At 47.4% G+C, this 14,994-nt stretch carries 13 protein-coding genes; 1 reads left to right on the top strand and 12 read right to left on the bottom strand.

Annotated elements, in window-relative coordinates; translation table 11 throughout:
• Nucleotides 1-21: 21 nt before the first annotated feature.
• From B0H94_RS04365 to hisC, 4 genes are all read right to left on the bottom strand, one after another.
• Nucleotides 22-1,020: an alpha-ketoacid dehydrogenase subunit beta gene (locus B0H94_RS04365; RefSeq protein WP_106588035.1), complete on the bottom strand. Its 999-nt coding sequence runs from the start codon at nt 1,018-1,020 to the stop codon at nt 22-24.
• Complete coding sequence (pdhA, locus tag B0H94_RS04360; protein ID WP_106588034.1) at nt 1,017-2,087, bottom strand: pyruvate dehydrogenase (acetyl-transferring) E1 component subunit alpha; 1,071 nt, start codon at nt 2,085-2,087, stop codon at nt 1,017-1,019. The genes B0H94_RS04365 and pdhA overlap by 4 nt, the downstream gene beginning before the upstream one ends.
• Nucleotides 2,088-2,120: 33 nt before the next feature.
• Entirely contained in the window at nt 2,121-3,605 is a 1,485-nt protein-coding gene (nhaC, locus tag B0H94_RS04355; protein WP_106588033.1) for a Na+/H+ antiporter NhaC, read from the bottom strand.
• A 66-nt stretch (nt 3,606-3,671) separates the two neighbouring features.
• Nucleotides 3,672-4,769 carry a histidinol-phosphate transaminase gene (hisC, locus tag B0H94_RS04350; protein WP_106588032.1) on the bottom strand — a complete coding sequence of 366 codons (1,098 nt, stop codon included), beginning with the start codon at nt 4,767-4,769 and terminating at the stop codon, nt 3,672-3,674.
• 350 nt (nt 4,770-5,119) lie between these two features.
• On the opposite strand from hisC, the gene B0H94_RS04345 reads away from it, so the two are divergent.
• Nucleotides 5,120-6,154, top strand: a complete 1,035-nt coding sequence (locus B0H94_RS04345; RefSeq protein WP_106588031.1) for a cell wall hydrolase — start codon at nt 5,120-5,122, stop codon at nt 6,152-6,154.
• A gap of 129 nt (nt 6,155-6,283) precedes the next feature.
• On the opposite strand, the gene B0H94_RS04340 is transcribed toward B0H94_RS04345, so the two are convergent.
• The 8 genes from B0H94_RS04340 to B0H94_RS04305 all read right to left on the bottom strand — a co-directional run bounded on the left by B0H94_RS04340 (nt 6,284) and on the right by B0H94_RS04305 (nt 14,759).
• Complete coding sequence (locus tag B0H94_RS04340; RefSeq protein ID WP_106588030.1) at nt 6,284-7,591, bottom strand: (Fe-S)-binding protein; 1,308 nt, start codon at nt 7,589-7,591, stop codon at nt 6,284-6,286.
• Nucleotides 7,588-8,991 (bottom strand): FAD-binding oxidoreductase, encoded by a 1,404-nt coding sequence (locus B0H94_RS04335; RefSeq protein WP_106588029.1) that lies wholly within the window; start codon nt 8,989-8,991, stop codon nt 7,588-7,590. The genes B0H94_RS04340 and B0H94_RS04335 overlap by 4 nt, the downstream gene beginning before the upstream one ends.
• A 15-nt stretch (nt 8,992-9,006) precedes the next feature.
• The gene (locus B0H94_RS04330; protein WP_106588028.1) at nt 9,007-9,888 is read right to left on the bottom strand and encodes a DUF6282 family protein; all 882 of its coding nucleotides are present in this window, start codon (nt 9,886-9,888) and stop codon (nt 9,007-9,009) included.
• An 11-nt stretch (nt 9,889-9,899) separates the two neighbouring features.
• On the bottom strand, nt 9,900-10,823 hold the full coding sequence (locus B0H94_RS04325) for an alpha/beta hydrolase (protein WP_106588027.1): 924 nt from the start codon (nt 10,821-10,823) through the stop codon (nt 9,900-9,902).
• A 196-nt stretch (nt 10,824-11,019) separates the two neighbouring features.
• Complete coding sequence (locus B0H94_RS04320; RefSeq protein WP_106588026.1) at nt 11,020-11,715, bottom strand: FadR/GntR family transcriptional regulator; 696 nt, start codon at nt 11,713-11,715, stop codon at nt 11,020-11,022.
• Nucleotides 11,716-11,955: 240 nt separating this feature from the next.
• On the bottom strand, nt 11,956-13,314 hold the full coding sequence (locus tag B0H94_RS04315) for a sodium/glutamate symporter (RefSeq protein ID WP_106588025.1): 1,359 nt from the start codon (nt 13,312-13,314) through the stop codon (nt 11,956-11,958).
• Between the two features lie 141 nt (nt 13,315-13,455).
• Nucleotides 13,456-13,815 (bottom strand): pseudouridine synthase, encoded by a 360-nt coding sequence (locus B0H94_RS04310; RefSeq protein WP_106588024.1) that lies wholly within the window; start codon nt 13,813-13,815, stop codon nt 13,456-13,458.
• Nucleotides 13,816-13,907: 92 nt separating this feature from the next.
• Nucleotides 13,908-14,759: a nitrilase-related carbon-nitrogen hydrolase gene (locus B0H94_RS04305; RefSeq protein ID WP_106588023.1), complete on the bottom strand. Its 852-nt coding sequence runs from the start codon at nt 14,757-14,759 to the stop codon at nt 13,908-13,910.
• Nucleotides 14,760-14,994: the final 235 nt, after the last annotated feature.

Here is a 14,994-nt window from a genome sequence, read left to right as displayed (position 1 = left end):
TGTTAAGTGCCTCCTCTTTTGCTAAAACGACACAGTCTGCTCAACGGCATATTTGATTTTATCTACACTTGGCAAATATTCATTCTCAAGCGAATACACAGGTACAGGCACGTCAAGTCCTCCCACCTGCTTTACCGGCGAACGCAAATATAAAAATGATGTATCTTGAATGACTGATAACACTTCGCTGCTCACCCCGCCGGTTAAAGGTGCCTCCTGCACAACAACGGCGCGGGTTGTTTTTTGGACAGAAGCCGCAATCGCATCACGGTCCAGTGGATAGAGTGTACGTAAGTCGATAACTTCACAAGAGATCTCTTTCTCTGCTTCAAGCTGTTCAACAGCCTTCATCGTTTCAATGGTCATCGCCCCCCACGTGAAAATTGAAACGTCTTCTCCTTCTTTTAATGTGGCTGCTTTACCAAGCTCAATTTTATATTTTTCTTCAGGTACCTCCGTTTTAGAAGAGCGGTAACACCGCATCGGCTCGAGAAAAATGACCGGGTCTGGATCAGCGATACTTTCAAGCAGCAAACCCTTGGCGTCATAGGCGTTCGAAGGAACAACAACTTTAATGCCCGGCATGTGCGTAAACAGCGCCTCTACGCTGTCTGAATGAATTTCCGGTGCACGCACCCCGGCACCGTAAGGCGCACGAATGACAAGCGGCGAAGTATATCTACCGAGCGTGCGCTGCCGCAAACGGGTTGCATGCGTCATGATTTGATTAAACGCCGGATAAACAAAGCCAAGAAACTGCATTTCTGCAATCGGGCGGAAGCCGTTAGCCGCCAAGCCAATGGATGTCCCCATAATGCCTGATTCAGCAAGGGGCGTATCAATCACACGCCCGCTTCCATACTTCTCCTGCAATCCTTCAGTCGCCCGGAAAACGCCGCCGTTCACACCAACGTCTTCGCCTAAAATTAACGTCCGCTCATCTTCGTTAAGTGCTGTAGATAACGCATCATTGATCCCTTGAATCATCGTGAGTTTTTTCGTTTCAACAGCTACACTCATGAAGTTTTTCCTCCTTTAACCGCTAAATGCTCATCAATTTGTTGTTGAATGGTCCATGTCGGCGTCTCAAATACATAATCAAACAGCTGATTCATTTCCGGCTCCGGGTAGCTTTCCATTTCTTCAAGCGCCGTCTCAATTTCCGACTCGATTTGTGCTTCAATTTCCTGCTTCCACTGCTCCTGCCACGCGTCTTGCGCTTTCAAGTACTTCTCTACACGCAGCAGCGGATCTGTCGTCTGCCGCCGGACTTCACTTTCGGACTGATCGCGGTATTTTGAAGGATCATCTGCCGTCGTATGCGCACCGTACCGCCAAGTGACAGCTTCAATTAACGTAGGTCCTGCACCGGAGCGCGCTTTATGCACTGCATCTTTAACAGCACAGTACACACCGATGACATCATTGCCATCAATACGCAGGCAGTTCATATCATAGCCGAGCCCTTTTTGGGCGATGGTTTCGGAGTTCATCTGTTTTTCCACCGGTACACTAATGGCATAGCCGTTGTTTTGGTTAAAAAACACAGTCGGCGTTTGAAAGACGCTCGCAAAGTTCAGTCCTTCGTGAAAATCCCCTTCAGATGTGGCACCATCACCGAAATAAACGAGCGATACCCGGTCAGTGCCTTTTTTCTTTTCAGCTAGTGCAGCGCCTGCAGCTTGCGGCAGCTGCGAGGCAATCGGCACCGCCGGCGGGAAAATGTGTATCCCTTCCGGCGCGATACCTCCTTCAATTCTTCCCCGCCAGTTGAGCAGCAGGTTTTTCATCGTCTGACCGTATGTGAGCGTCGCTGCATGATCCCGATACGTCGGAAACATCCAGTCTCCTTCTTCAAGTGCCAGGGCGCTTCCAACCTGCGCCCCCTCCTGTCCTTCATACTGCACATACGTTCCGATCCGGCCCTGCCGCTGCAAATTGACACACTTTTTATCAAGCAGCCGGGCCCGGTGCATGAAATAATACATGTCTTTTACCTTTTCAATACTGATTTCCTGCATCCGCTCATGGTCGAGAACGTTTCCATCTTGATCGATCAACTGCTGCATAGGAAAATCATTGATCATTCTTCATTCACCTTTCTTTTCAAGTTCTGAAGTTTAGTTGGCATGCGTTTGATATTCATCTTCGTACGTCTTCAAGCCGGCAGCATCATCTGTATTTGAATCATCGTCGTCTTTATCCTCATAATCCAAAATGCTTTCACGGTCTTCATCAAGCGGTGTTAACGTCCAACCGGTGTAAGCATAGAAAAGCGCAATGAACGGTGTAACAAGGCTCAAGAAGGTAAAGAGCACATAACTCATTCCTACATCAAGCGTCGTCATCGTAAAGGCACCGATAATCCCCCACGGGATGAGCGGGTGCAGAATAGACCCTCCATCCTCAAGCGTCCGTGACAAGTTTTTCGGGTGAAGGTTGTTCGCCCGGTAAGAGCTCTCAAGCACTTTGCCCGGCAGGATAATCGATAGATACTGCTCACCGACCACAAAGTTCACACCAAAACAGGAAGCAAGGGTCGAGCTGATGACATTGCCTTTCTTTTGCAGAGCGCTTTTTAATTTACCGAGTAAAGCGTCTGCGATACCAATCCCGCGAAACACGCCGCCAAAAGCAAGCGCTACAATAATTAAGGAGACCCCGAACAACATACTTTCCAAACCGCCGAGAGAAAGAAGACTGTCAATTGATTCAACCCCGGTTTCAGCTACATAACCAGAGAATGCTGAAGCCATAATTTCGCCAGCCCCGATCTGCGGGTTTGTAAATAGTGTTGTTAAAACCGCTACAAGAAGACCCATAGTTAACGTCGGCACTGGTTTCACTTTTCTAGCAGCTAAAATGACAATGACAAGCGGCGACAACAAGGTTAACAGCGTAATATTAAACTCCTGCTGCAACGTCGAAGACATCTCCTGGATTTGGGACACATCGGCTGACCCTTGCAGGTTGAAAAAACCAATCGCCCCAAAAATGATTAAAGCGATCACAAGCGCTGGTATCGTCGTCCAGAGCATGTGCCGGATATGGGCAAACACATCAACCTTTGCGGTGGCTGCGGTTAAGTTTGTCGTATCAGAAATTGGTGAAAGCTTATCACCGAAGATCGCACCACTAATGATCGCACCAGCTGTCATCTCTGGTGAGATCCCCATGCCGTAGGCCACCCCGACAAGTGCTACACCGATCGTACCAATCGCACTTAATGAGCTTCCTGTCATGATCGCCACAATTGCTGTAATCAGCACGGCTGAAGCTAAAAAGTAGGTCGGTGACAAAATTTCAAGACCATAAAACGTAATTGTCGGTACTGTACCGTTTAACACCCAAACGCCGATCAACATCCCGATTAAAATTAAAATCAGAATGGCTGGAATCCCGTAACTAATTCCTCTCACCATCTGGTTTTCAAGCTCTTTCCACGTATACTTCAGCTTCATTCCGTACAGGCAGACGACAACAGCCGCTAAAATGATGGGAATGTGCGGCATGGCTTCAAAGTACAAAATACTAACACCAATCACGACAATGCTTGTAAGAAAAACGATCAACGACCCTGAAAAAGTTGCCCGGGTATTTTCCATTTTCAACCCCCATTACAGTTTGTTTTGAAAGCGCATACAAATTAATTTAAAATAAATTCTGAAAAGTTATGACACTGCCAATGCCTTTTTCAGAGATTCAACAAATTTTTCGTTTTGTTCTTTCGTTCCAATGGTGACGCGAAGCATCGTCGGATACCCCATCATGTGCCCCGGCCTGATAATCACACCTTGTTCTAGTAAGCGGTTGTAAACAAGTTCAGCATCCATCTTGACATCAATCATGATAAAGTTGGTGTGTGTGTCAAAATAACTTAACCCAAGCGCTTCTGCCTCTTCCTCCAAATACATACGCCCCCGGTTGTTTTCTTCAAGCGTCATATGCAAAAAGGCTTCATCGTCAAGCGCTGCTAGTGCGCCTGCCTGCGCCATCCGGTTCACATTAAAAGGTTCCTTGCTTTTCAAAAGCTCTGCGACCATCTCCGGATGCATGATCCCATAACCAATGCGTGCTGAAGCAAGACCATAAATCTTTGAAAACGTCCGAAGAATTACAAGATTGGTGTGCTTATCAAGCAATGCTAAGCTGTTCGGATCATTATCTCCGCGAATAAACTCATAATAGGCTTCATCAAGGATGACCATGACGTCTTTTGGAACACGTTCGATAAACATCTGCAGTTCTTGTTTATCTACAATTGTGCCTGTCGGATTGTTTGGGTTACATACAAACACCATTTTTGTACGAGATGTAATTGCCTGCAACATCGCTTCAAGGTCGTGAGCTCCGTCTTTCATTGCGACATCTACAGGTATGCCGCCTTCGATAATCACATTTGTTTTGTAACGCGGAAACGTTACGCTTGCCATAACAACTTCTTCCCCCGGGCTTAAGTACGTCCGTGTAAGCATCCGGATTACCTCATCGGATCCATTTCCTACAACAACAGCGTCAGGAGATATCCCAAGCCGGTTTGCTAACTTTTCTCTTACAAGTGGTGAAGTGATTTCAGGATAGTAATGCAGCTGTGTAAGTTCTTCCTTCATCGCTTCAAGCGCTTTCGGAGACGCACCAAAAGGGTTTTCGTTAGAAGCCATTTTCACAACTTCAGTAATCCCCATCTCCCGTTTTAACTCTTCAATCGGTTTACCAGGTGAATAAACTGCAATTTCCTCAAATTGTTTTCTTGCACCTAAGACACTCATCATTTCACTCCTTTTCATTTTGAAAATTATTCAGAATAATCATACATCGCAATGAAAAAGCCCTTCAAGAGCGTAAGTTAAAGCTTAAACGCTTTTTAGTATTAAAGGGTAAATATGTAAAATGTTGATATTGATAGGTTTTTGCACCCATTATGTTTTGACTCAAAGGTGACCGAAAATATTTTTTAGATTTTCATGCGTCCTGCTGTCGTAATTAAACGAGTGAGATTACGGTTTGATTAAAATAGCGTAACAACTCTTTCTTGAGGCGAAACTTTCGCTATAATAGTCACCGGACATATCAACAAACATCATGAAAAAAATATATAAAGGCAGGTGACAGCGGGCGGATGAAAAAGACGCCCGCAACCATAATGTTCAAACGTATAAGAACAGCATTTATCGCAGCTGCAGGGTTCGGCCTTCTCTTTAGTGCTTCCCAAGCTGCGGCTGGATCCCCTGACATTCTAGTGGAAAATGAACAAGTATCGATGCCGGCGCCGCCAAAGATTGAAGAAGACCGCACCCTTGTACCTGTCCGCTTTATTAGTGAAGCGCTCGGTGCAGACGTACGCTGGGATGCATCCAACGACAAAGTTACAGTTCATACCATACACGGGGATGAGTTGAATCTGCACATCGATGAACCGGAAGTTTCTATTAATGGCGCAGCTTACGGTTTGGATGTGCCTCCGCAAATTGACGCAGACATGGACCGGACGTACCTGCCCCTGCGCCACGTCGCTGAACTTGCACATAGTGAGGTCGTTTGGGATGGCAGTACCGTTCACCTGGAAGCAAAGGAACTGCATGAGGTACAACAAGGTGAATCATTAAGGGCTATTGCTTCTACGGTGGGTGAAGATGTTTCAGACCTTAAAACGTTGAATCAACTCGACTCCGAAGTGATCTCACCTGGCACACAAATTCGCACCGTCGTACCACGCGCGGTGGCGGAGGATTTAACTTACGAACCTGCACCTTCAGCTGAAGAAACAACTTCTGTGGAGCAGGCACCTGAACCACAAGTGGATGCAGCAGAGCAGGATCTACTTGCCCGTTTAATTCACCAGGAAGCGCAAGGTGAGCCGTTTGATGGAAAAGTAGCGGTCGGTAACGTCATTATGAACCGTGTTGATGCAGGACAGTACCCGAATTCAGTTTCAGGTGTCGTTCATCAATCTGGTCAGTTTACACCGGCAATGACCGGCGCAATTAACCAACCGGCAAGCCAGCGCTCTCAAGAGGCTGCCCGCGAAGCATTAACAGGTGCAGCACCGGCAGGAAACGCACTTTATTTCCACAACCCGAACGTGACACGCACAAGTTTCTTTATGAATAAACCAACCGTCACCCAAATCGGCAACCACCGCTTCGCCCGGTAAATTGCCTCAAATAATTATATCTCCAGCAGGAGCCTCCGGTATGTGCCGGGGGCTCTTGTTAGTGCACTTTCCTTTAACGATATAAAAAGATCCGGTCATCGAGATTCGATGACCGGATCTTTTTACTTATTATTCGATGCCGCAAGCTTCTGCGAGTACATCAATCAAATGCTTGCCTTCCATTTCGTCTTCAAGACCAGCGCGCTGTATGCCAAGCCGCATCTGCAAAAGACAGCCGGGGTTGCTTGCGGTCATCACTTTCGCTTCAGTCTTTTCTGCATACTTCATCTTTTCATCCAAGATTTTGTTTGCTTCTTCGTGATGCAGAATATTATAAATTCCACCGGAAGCACAGCAGTCCTCGCTGTTCTCCATCTCAATATACGTCGAACCTGGTATTGAACGGAGCAGCTCACGCGGTGCTTCACTGATCAGCTGAACGTTGCGTAAGTGGCAGGATGGCTGATACGTAACCACAGCCGGTCCTTCTTTCGTAAACGGAAGGGGACCGAATAATACGAGCAGTTCACTTATATCTTTTGAAGAAGCGCTGAAATGTTTGGCGCGCTCTTTCCACGCCGGGTCTCCTGCTAAAATGTGCGGGTACTCTTTTAAGCTGGCACCACACCCGCCGGCATTGTTCACGTAATAATCTGCCCCGGTTGCTTCAAAAGCTGCAATGTTTTCTTGAGCAAGGCTCTTCGATGTTTTTGCATCTCCTTGGTGTGAGTGCAGCGCACCGCAGCAGTTTTGCTGCTTTGGAATGACAACTTCGCAGCCAACGTGACGCAAAAGCTCAACAGTAAGACGGTTCGTCCGGTTCATAACTGCATCACTAATACAACCGGTAAAAAATGCGACAGTTGCCTGCTTCTCAATATAAGGCGCAAGTACCGTCCCCCGCGACGGGCGGCGTCCAGGACGTTCTACCGGCGGCATCACTGCTTCTAAGTTACCGAGCGGCTCAGAAACTTTATGAATCAATTTCAGCTTACGTGCCGCTTTACCCATACCCGTTTTTTGATACAGCCAAGTCATTGAACCACCGGCACGCATCAAGCCGGGACGGGTAAACACCTTCCGCAGCATAAATGATTTAAAAGCCGCAGCACGCTTATTGACCGGCGGTACTTCTTCAGCCAATGTTTCTTTGGCTGCTTCTAAAATTTCACCATACGGCACATCCACGGGACAGGCCGTTTCACAAGCCCGGCAGCCGAGACAAAAATCAATTGGCTCCTGCAGATCACTTTGCAGATCAATTTTTCCTTCTGCCGCCATCTTCACTAAGTTAATCCGGCCGCGCGGCGAGTGAGTTTCTGACCCCATCGAAAAATACGTCGGACATGCGGGAAGACAATAACCGCACTGAATGCACTGATTGGTCGCATCATAGCTCATTTCATAAAGCCGCTCTGCTCCTGTTGTGTGCGTCATGTTAATTCCACCTTCGTCTGCCCGTTTTCAGCAAACATTTTTCCAGGGTTCAAGATGTTGTTTGGATCCCACGCCGCTTTAATCGTTTTCATCAATTCAACGCCGGCCTCACCGTATTCCATCACCATATACGGCGCTTTCAACGTACCGATGCCGTGCTCACCTGAAAGTGTGCCGCCAAGCTCAACGGCAGCTTCAAAAATCTCGCTCACTGCATCTTCAGCCCGCTTCATTTCCTCAGTGTTGCGCTTATCGGTAATAATGTTTGGGTGCAGATTGCCGTCACCTGCATGACCAAAGACGACCAAGTTTAAATTGTACTTCTCACGAATCTCAGCAAGACGCTCCATCATATCCGGGATTTTACCTCTAGGTACAGTCGCATCCTCAGAAATCTTGGTCGGCCCCATTTCCGTTACGGCCGGTGATACCATTTTCCGCGACTTCCAAATATTTGCCCGCTGCTCTTCCGTTTCTGCCACTTCCACCGTCATCGCCCCGGCGGACTCACACACTTCGCTTGCTTCTTTCATTTCATCATCCACACTGTAGGGATGACCATCTACTTCTAAAATTAAGAGTGCACCGGCATCCACCGGCAGGCCGACCGGCTTAAAGTGTTCGACCGCCCGGATGCAGGCGTTGTCCATAAATTCCATCGCTGCCGGCAGGATGCCTTTTGAGAGCACATTTGTAATCGCCCGGCCGCAGTCCACACTCGTTTCAAACGTTGCAAGCATCGTCTTGCGTGCCTTCACCTCTGGAATTAACCGGAGTGTCACTTCGGTCACAATCCCAAGCATCCCTTCCGAACCGACGATCAGCCGGGTTAAATCAAAGCCGGTGACATTTTTAACGGTACGGCCTCCGGTCCGCACCCTCTCACCTGTAGGCGTAACAACGTTCATACCAATGACGTACTCTTTCGTTGTGCCGTATTTCAAACCTTTAGGTCCACTTGAGTTCTCAAGAATGTTGCCGCCAATCGTTGAAACGTGGGCACTGCTTGGATCAGGCGGATAAAACAGCCCATATTCAGCTGCTGCTTCGTGAATGTCTGATGTTAAAACTCCAGGTGAAACGATGGCAATCATATTTTCTTTATCAATTTCAAGCTTATGTTTAAATTGAGACATATCCAGAACAATTCCGCCGTGAACCGGAAGTGGACCGCCGCTTAACGATGTTGCTGATCCACGTGGATAAACGGGCACGTTGTATTCATTTGCTAGTTTGACAATCTCACTAACTTCTTCATCACTGTCCGGCCGCACGACAACATCCGGCAAATACTCACCAAATGAAGCGTCGAAGCTGTAGGAGTAGCGTTCCGCTAAATCCACCCGCAGCCGCTCATCCGGTACAATGCCGCGCAGCGCTTCGACATATGCTTCCGCCATACAGCATCTTCCTTTCTATGATAACCCTAGCAAGTGACGCGGGTTATGTTTCATCATGTGCTCAATATCTTGTTCAGGAACCCCGGCAGTGTGTAAAGCGTTTGTAAATTCACCTAACGCTTTTACCGGCGGCAGATTATGCGCCTGCCCGTAATCTGTTACAAGCACACAATTATCACGACCGAGATCTTGAATTGAAGCTGCCATCGCTTCAACTGTCGTGTCTTGAAAGTCAGGGCTCGCAGCTAAATAACACTTTTCCACCCAGCAGCCTTTTTTCACAAGCGTAGCTTCTAAATCTTTCGGTACCCGTGCAATGCCAAGGTCCGTATGTTGAATTAAAATCTTTTTTACTCCTTTCCCTTGAGCCGCTTCAACTAATCGCTCAACTTCATGAAAAGAGAGGTGACCTGTCGCAAGTACCGCATCCTGCTGGGCAATCAATTCTAAAATTGTATACACTTCAGGCTTCACCCGGTCATGTTCATCAAGAATCGTTAAACCTTCATCAGACTCAGCAAGCGGGCGTGCACCAGGGCCCAGCTGCATCGCACCTTGATTGTAATAATGTTTATGCTGGGCGGCAGATGTGGTCGGCATCCAAATGACAGCAGCTCCGAGGCGCAGCGCCATATCAACAACCGCAGGCGACAAACCGCCGTTGGATTCGTTTAACGCCACCCCGCCGCGCACAGCAAGGTCCGGTGTTTTCGCCTGCACAATCGAAGCCCGGTCATACGTTTGCGCTTCGTGCGACTTAATCACGACCCCGGCCATTCCTGCTTCGCGGGCATCTTCAAGCAGTTCCCAGTCGTTTTGCACTCTTGGAAATAAACTTGGTGCACTATGCACGTGAAGTTCAAAGCCGCCTTGTAAAAACGGATACGTTGTTTTCATCGACAAACCTCCTAGCGCAGGCGCGAATGGGCAGTGACTGTTTTTTCATCGGCCAATGCTTCTGCAAAGAAACTTAAAAGTTCTTCCATTAAAGCGGTGTACACGGGATGCTCCTGGTACATAAAGTCGTTATGCTTACCGTCAATGATTGATAACTTCGCAGGACCCGGGAGTACTTCGTAAAGAGAGAGTGCTTCTTCTACAGGGTGCAGCAAATTATCTTTTCCGTGACCGACAAATACCGGGGTATCTTCAAGCTCAAGCGCTTCGACTTCAGCATTTGTCCGTAAGATAGATTCAGTAAACTGCAGCGTCGTTAAGTTGCCAAAACCGTCAATTGCTTCAAGCTCGTTTTTCACGTAGTCAGCAGTGGCTGGGTCCAGCGGGTAATGAATAAATGGATCTTCTTTTTTTGATTCGCCTGTTAAGACGCGCTCGGTCCGGTCAGCTTCCACCATTTCGCAAAGTTCTACAAACTGCGGATACGTGTGAATCGCCCGCAGCCAGCGTTCACCGTCGTAAAATCCGTTTAAAGCGCCTACGGCTTTAACCCGGGTATCATTGGCTGCTTCGCGGATCACATTTGAAGCGCCCATGCCCCAGCCGATCAATGCAACACGGTCTTCGTCGACTTCGTTTTGTGCGGAAATAAACGTAACGGCATTATAAATGTCAGCAACCTGCTCATCTAAAATGACGTGCCCTTTCATGCCTTCGCTTTCTGCAAAACCGCGGTAATCAAAACCGAGGCATATGTAGCCGGCATCCGTACACGTTTTTGCAAACATCCGTGGATAAAACTCGTTAAACCCTTGGTAACCTGAATTCGGCACGATCGCCGGATACTTCTCACCTGGTGTCATTTCATCCGGGTAATAAATGGTTGCCTGCAGCTTGTGTCCTTCGCTATAAAACTGAACATTTTCTTCTCTCATTGTAATGTTCCTCCTCGAAATTTCGTAATGAAAGCGCTGTAGTTAACTTGTAATACAAGTATACAACATGACAAAATTTTTGCAATAACCTTCAGACAATTTAAGCCACAAAAAAATCTGCAGCTTTGACTAATGAAGTGCTGCAGATTGATTTCCTAATTTATACCGGATGAAACTAGAAGAAAAGCCGTCGTTTTTAGACGAGCAAGGTCTCAAGCTTTTCTTTACTATTTGATAAATGAATATGCATCGCTTCTCTGGCAGCTTCTGGATCACCAGCAACGATGGCTTCATATACTTTGTTATGTTCATCATACACTTGTTGTTTCTTCCCGCGGATCATCCGGTTAATTTCTAATGAGATTTTCATAGCCTTATTATATAAGTCTGAGATATTTGTAAATGTCGAAAGCAGAATCGGGTTCTTCGCACCTTTCATCACCGCTTGATGAAAAGCAAAATCCGCCTCGTCACCGATCTGTTCATCATCATCAATGAGTTTTTCTAAATCTTTCTGCGCTTCAGCCATCGCTTTACGCTCTGCCTCTGTTGCCCGCTCAGCAGCCAAAGCAGCCGCTTCTGTTTCTAAAATCATCCGTGTTTCAAGTAGTTGAATCATTTCAGCCGGTGTCATCACTTCAAGCGTTGTTTTTTCTAGAAAGTCGGTGATTTGAAGCGGGCGCACCCAGCTGCCACCACCTTGCTTAGATTCGACTACACCTGTTGCTGCAAGTACACTTAACGCTTCACGGACGGGTGAACGGCTCACTCCGAATATTTCGGCCAGCTCAGTTTCCGATGGAAGCTTTTCATTCACCGGAAACTCCCCAGATTTAATCCGCTTTTTAATTTCATCGAGCACTTGGTGCGACACTTTCCGGCGTTCAATCATGCAAAGGTCCTCCTGACATTGCTGCGTCTCATAAATTTGTATGCTTGTATTATAACACAGGCTCCGGCGCACCCGGGAAGCACATGCTCGCAAAAAAGCACCCTGCATAAACAGGGCACTTCATAAAAGTTCGCATTTTTGGGTATCGGCTCGCCAATGCTATGCTTTTATGCCTTATCCACCAATGCTCGTTTTCTTGCTGCTCGAAGCTGCATCATCGTACTTCATTTAGGACGTGCCTTAGGCGCTATGCCGCTGTTTCATCTCGCCGTCTGACACCCACCAGCCTTTTTTCACGTAAACGATGATGATGATTAAGCCTACACCCAGCGTTGCCAGTGGAAATACCCAATGCAGCCCGCTGACCATCAGAAGCGGCGCAAACGTTACGATAATGAGTTCAGGCGGAACCATCCCGATATAAGCGATCGCATAGTCTTCAGCTGTTTTACTCTCCATCTTAGGATCCACAATCCGTAGCAGTGCAAGTCCCATTGCCACGGTTCCTGTACTCCAGCCCCAGCCGAATAAGCTGCGCTCCATCCAGTATTCACGGAACATGCGCGGCCCGATAAACCGGTAAATAAACCAAGCCCAGAACAAGCCGAAGACAAGTAGAATTGCAAGCGGCGTTAAGTAATCAGCTACAATGGACAAGTTAATCGTTGCGATACCAAAGGCAACGAGAAAATCTGTAGCACCGCCGCCGATCCGCCCGATGATCCGGCCGTCAATGTAGTCCTCTGCGCCTGTTTTACGCATGACAAATTTAGCAAAAAGCGCGACTAAAAAGGCAATACTAAACAATGGAAGAGCTACATGCGGAATGAGATCGTTTCCAATTTCGGTTAAGTAATAACCTCCACCTACAACCGCCGCCACTAAGGCAAGGTGTAAAATGAGAGGGTCCACCGAAATGTTTGAAACCGTATCGTCCCCCATCGACTTTCGATTTTCTGATTTCACCATGCCCGTTTTCAGCTCATTCGGCAGGCTTTTAAAGTCTGAAATGAAAGACGTATGGCCTTTTTCTGTTGCGTGTTTAATGAGCAAAAGACCAACTAGTACAGCCACTAACAAGCCGATCGTCGCAGCTGTCATACCAAGGCTCATGGCATCTTCCCAACCATACATTTCGAAACTTTCACCAATGGCTGCAGCTGTACCGTGACCGCCGAGAAAGCCGGCACCAAGTACCAATCCGAAACCTAAGTGGAGTTCAGGCAGAAATTGATTTAATGTTAAAAGTGCAAATAAAGAACCGCCGCCCCACATCAACACTGTTAAAATCATAGCGTAAGACCACATATTTCGAACCCGGGTTGCCATCTGTTTCCACGGAACTGCTTTTGCACCGAGCGGAATCGCCGCAAAAATAACAGCAATTAACACGCCAGGATAGGTAGCTGCCTGCTCTGAAAATGGCAGAAGTCCTAATACCTGCGGTCCGAGCATTAAACCGAGAAAGCCGGCGATCATACTTGCAGGTAGAAACAATGATTGAATGGCCCTTACTTTTGCACGTAAAATGGTGCCGACCAACAACAACGCTGAAATGATCGCTACGTCGTTGACAAGGCTCCAAGCTGTAAATTCCATAAGGTGTACCTCCTCTGTTTAACGGGCTTTATGTAACCGTTATCAAATTTGTAATACAAGTATACAATATGATAACCATATTTCAATACTTAAATTTTTCTGAATTTATTTATGGTTAAAAAGAAGTTGATATTTTACAAATTAATCCTTATATGTGCTGTTAATAAATCGGTAGTGGCCGCGCACTAATCGCTCCCTGCCGCGCACCAATCGCTCCCTGCCGCGCACCAATCGCTCCCTGCCGCGCATTAATCGCTCCTGCCCGCGCATTAATCGCACCTGCCCGCGCACTAATCGCTCCCTGCCGCGCACTAATCGCTCCCTGCCGCGCACTAATCGCACCAGCCCGCGCACGAATCGCACCTTCCCGCGCACCAATCGCACCTTCCCGCGCACTAACCGCTCACCGCCGCGCACCAATCGCACCTTCCCGCGCATCAATCGCACCTTCCCGCGCACTAACCGCTCACCGCCGCGCACCAATCGCACCTTCCCGCGCATCAATCCTTTCCTGCCGCGCATCAACCGCGCAAAAAACCGCCCGCACGCGACGGACGGTTTCTTCTAGATAAGAAAGGAGCTTTAAAGTTATCCTACTCGTGACTATTATTTTGTTCCAGAGCAGCTGCTTCTAAATGCCGCACAGTCACATCCAAGTTTTCATCTCGCATAATTGGCAGTTCACGGCGTCGGCGCTTCACTAGTGCTAAGTCTAGTTCAGCTTCAATTTCTGCTTCCTTATCAAGCGGCGCTTCTGCGATCACTTCGCCGTACGGATTAATGATTTTTGATCCGCCGAAAAACGGGACGCCTTCTTCTATACCTACACGGTTGGCAAGCGCTACATATGAGCCGTAGATTTCAGCGTAAAATCGACCTACACGTTCCCAGCCGGCAGCACTCGAATAATACTCTCCTAAGCCGGCTGATGGGCTGTTTATCATGCCGATTAGAAGTGTTGTCTGTTGATGAGCCGCAATATGCGTAAGCGATGGATGCCACATGTCATTACAAATCAGCATTGTGCTCTTAAAATCGCCTGCAAAGCCTGATTTCACAACACGAGCACCGGAAAAATATTTCCCTTCTTCGAACATACCATAAGTCGTTGGGTAAATTTTTCGCTGTACCATCTGCACTTCGCCGGCTTTCATATAAACAGCGGCATTATACACCCGGTCAATTGAATGCTCTTCCACAAAGCCGAACATTACACTTTTGCCTGTATCGGCTGTAGCGTGTCGTATGCGCTCAATTTCCGGGGATTTAAGTGTCAAAGCTACATCAAACACTTGATCTTTCAATACATAGCCCGTCAACGACAATTCCGGATAAACAAGCAGCTCCACATGTTCATCCAAGCGGTAAAGATCTTCTACCACCCGCTCAGCGTTTCGCGCCGGATCTCCAAGTACCGGCTGGGTTTGTGCTAACTTTAACTTCATGATGTCACCTCTTTATCATTCACTTACTCCATTCTACCTTTCTCACTCAACCACTCCCGCGTGACTCCTGTAGCGCTCAGATGCTCCACATCCACTTCGTCGTTCATTCTGCAATAGTTTGCAAAGCCATAACAACTTTCCTAACCACTTAAGCTATCATCCTATGAGTAAAAATCAGCATCGAAACGCAGTGAAGCAACTCTTCATTAATATTATAATCAGCTAAATCTGAAAT

Origin of the sequence: Salsuginibacillus halophilus, assembly GCF_003014715.1 — a bacterium.
In the GTDB taxonomy this organism is placed as follows: Bacteria; Bacillota; Bacilli; order Bacillales; family Marinococcaceae; genus Salsuginibacillus; species Salsuginibacillus halophilus.
Note: the sequence above shows the minus strand (reverse complement) of the source record. Positions and strands in the feature narration are given on the sequence as shown.

Bases quoted from the DNA above. Each gene is read 5' to 3' on its own strand.
- B0H94_RS04345 (WP_106588031.1), top strand. From the start codon at position 5,120: ATGAAAAAGACGCCCGCAACCATAATGTTCAAACGTATAAGAACAGCA.
- B0H94_RS04340 (WP_106588030.1), bottom strand. From the start codon at position 7,591: ATGACGCACACAACAGGAGCAGAGCGGCTTTATGAAATGAGCTATGAT.
- pdhA (WP_106588034.1), bottom strand. From the start codon at position 2,087: ATGATCAATGATTTTCCTATGCAGCAGTTGATCGATCAAGATGGAAAC.
- hisC (WP_106588032.1), bottom strand. From the start codon at position 4,769: ATGAGTGTCTTAGGTGCAAGAAAACAATTTGAGGAAATTGCAGTTTAT.
- B0H94_RS04320 (WP_106588026.1), bottom strand. From the start codon at position 11,715: ATGATTGAACGCCGGAAAGTGTCGCACCAAGTGCTCGATGAAATTAAA.
- nhaC (WP_106588033.1), bottom strand. From the start codon at position 3,605: ATGGAAAATACCCGGGCAACTTTTTCAGGGTCGTTGATCGTTTTTCTT.
- B0H94_RS04310 (WP_106588024.1), bottom strand. From the start codon at position 13,815: ATGCGCGGGAAGGTGCGATTGGTGCGCGGCGGTGAGCGGTTAGTGCGC.
- B0H94_RS04335 (WP_106588029.1), bottom strand. From the start codon at position 8,991: ATGGCGGAAGCATATGTCGAAGCGCTGCGCGGCATTGTACCGGATGAG.
- B0H94_RS04305 (WP_106588023.1), bottom strand. From the start codon at position 14,759: ATGAAGTTAAAGTTAGCACAAACCCAGCCGGTACTTGGAGATCCGGCG.
- B0H94_RS04330 (WP_106588028.1), bottom strand. From the start codon at position 9,888: ATGAAAACAACGTATCCGTTTTTACAAGGCGGCTTTGAACTTCACGTG.
- B0H94_RS04365 (WP_106588035.1), bottom strand. From the start codon at position 1,020: ATGAGTGTAGCTGTTGAAACGAAAAAACTCACGATGATTCAAGGGATC.
- B0H94_RS04315 (WP_106588025.1), bottom strand. From the start codon at position 13,314: ATGGAATTTACAGCTTGGAGCCTTGTCAACGACGTAGCGATCATTTCA.
- B0H94_RS04325 (WP_106588027.1), bottom strand. From the start codon at position 10,823: ATGAGAGAAGAAAATGTTCAGTTTTATAGCGAAGGACACAAGCTGCAG.